We start from the raw sequence: 1,697 nt of genomic DNA, 5'->3' as shown, positions 1-1,697 counted from the left end.
GGCCGGGACGAAGGAACGGCCATCGGCTCGAACAAAGGAACTGAACGATAAGAGGAGCAAGCGATGACGTAACCCTATCAATCGTTCCCAGCCGAGGTCTGCGAGAGGATGAGACGAGATGGAGGTTCGGTCTTCCGGCGCATGCGAACACTGGTGACCCAAATGGCCCCAATCGAGGCCTTTCCGCTAATGAGAACGCATGCGCGCTGATATCCATGATGGCCCGGAGCAAATGCTCCAATCAGAGGCCGGATACATTGATGCAAGACCGCTCACCGCCAGCTCGGCGAAACCACTTGCAACGCACGGCCGGACCATACATTTTGGTCACAAGCGTCGGTTTGGCGCTCAGTTGCAACCTTCCGGTCTGCCCCTATGAACCGACCATTTGGCTACGCCGCCTCAACAAAAGCGATGGGCCATAAGCGGACCTTGGTTGTATCCCGACGTTCATGTATACTCGTGGCCGCATCCAGACTGATGGTCGGAGTTTCCTTGAATCAAAGGAGCTTTTGTCATGACGAAAAATGATATTACCCGCCGCCACATACTTTACAGTGCCACGACCGCTGGTTTCGTGGCTGCAGCGCCCACCGTTACGGTGCATGCGCAATCGGCACGAAAGACCTTCGTCTTTCTTAGCGGAGCTTTTTGTGGAGGTTGGATATGGCGCCGTGTCACCGACCGGCTCGAACATGAGGGGCACAAAGTCTTCGCTCCGTCACTCACGGGTTTAGCCGAGCGCTCGCATTTACTGAGCAGGGACGTCAATCTGGACACCCACATCGCCGACGTCGTCAACCTGATCAGATGGGAAAGTCTCGAGAACGTCTGCCTCGTGGCGTGGTCCTTAGCCGGCTATGTAGGCTCGGGCGCACTTGAAAGCATCGGCGATCGCGTCTCATCGGTTGTATGGCTTGATGCCTTCATTCCCGCCGACGGACAAAGAGGGGCGGACACTGCGGCCGAGGCGGTTCGCAAAGGCATCCAAGCGGCCATCGACAAGGGCGAACCTGGCGTTCGCGGATTGGTGAAGATTTCGACCGACGTCATCGTTGCCGAGCGAGATCGGGGATTCGTCGAATCCAAGGCTACACCGCATCCGATCGGCGCTTATCTCCAGCCGATCAAGTTGTCTGGTGCGCTCCAAAAGGTGGCAAAGAAGACATATATCCGTCTCCCAAAATATCCACTGCCACCCTTCGATAGAGCACTGGCAGACTGCAAGAGCGATAAGTCCTGGGTTACGTTCGAACTGCCGGACGTCGGGCACATGGCCATGCTTGATGCACCGGATCGCTTGAGCGATTTAATACTGCAAGCTGCGTGAGATCGACCTCACTATGCGTGCGGCCACGCTGAAGTACGGGGCGTCCGTTTCGGGTCTTGGTCGTGTAAAAACACCTTCCGCGGGAGGGCGGTGAGAAGCGAGGACGGTTCGGTCTCAGGCCGCGATCGCAGCGATCAGCGGCTTGATCCCGACGATGTTCATGACCCTTGTTAGATTGTAGGCCAGAACCGAAAGAGCCATCTCGGCGGCTACTTTCGGAAGCGTTTTGGTCAGGAAGTGTGTCGCGCCCATGCGGGCCTTCATTGTGCCGAACGGATGCTCGACGGTCTCGCGACGTTGACGCATAGCCATCGGGTTCGCATCAAGGCGCTGCTGCACAGCATCGAGCAGATGTTCATGCTCCCAT

2 protein-coding genes are annotated in these 1,697 nt (G+C 57.1%); one reads left to right on the top strand and one right to left on the bottom strand.

The annotated features are described in order from the left end of the window. The first annotated feature begins 517 nt into the window (after positions 1-517). On the top strand, positions 518-1,330 hold the full coding sequence (locus tag FXB40_RS47420) for an alpha/beta fold hydrolase (protein ID WP_148779113.1): 813 nt from the start codon (positions 518-520) through the stop codon (positions 1,328-1,330). A gap of 114 nt (positions 1,331-1,444) precedes the next feature. Here the strand turns inward: FXB40_RS47420 and FXB40_RS47415 are convergent. Further along, a partial coding sequence (locus FXB40_RS47415) for a transposase (protein WP_148778008.1) occupies positions 1,445-1,697 on the bottom strand: 253 nt, incomplete at its 5' end.

The sequence above is a fragment of the Bradyrhizobium rifense genome, from assembly GCF_008123425.1.
GTDB classification, from domain to species: Bacteria; Pseudomonadota; Alphaproteobacteria; order Rhizobiales; family Xanthobacteraceae; genus Bradyrhizobium; species Bradyrhizobium rifense.
This window is presented reverse-complemented; position numbering and strand designations above follow the sequence as displayed.

Bases quoted from the DNA above. Each gene is read 5' to 3' on its own strand.
- FXB40_RS47420 (WP_148779113.1), top strand. From the start codon at position 518: ATGACGAAAAATGATATTACCCGCCGCCACATACTTTACAGTGCCACG.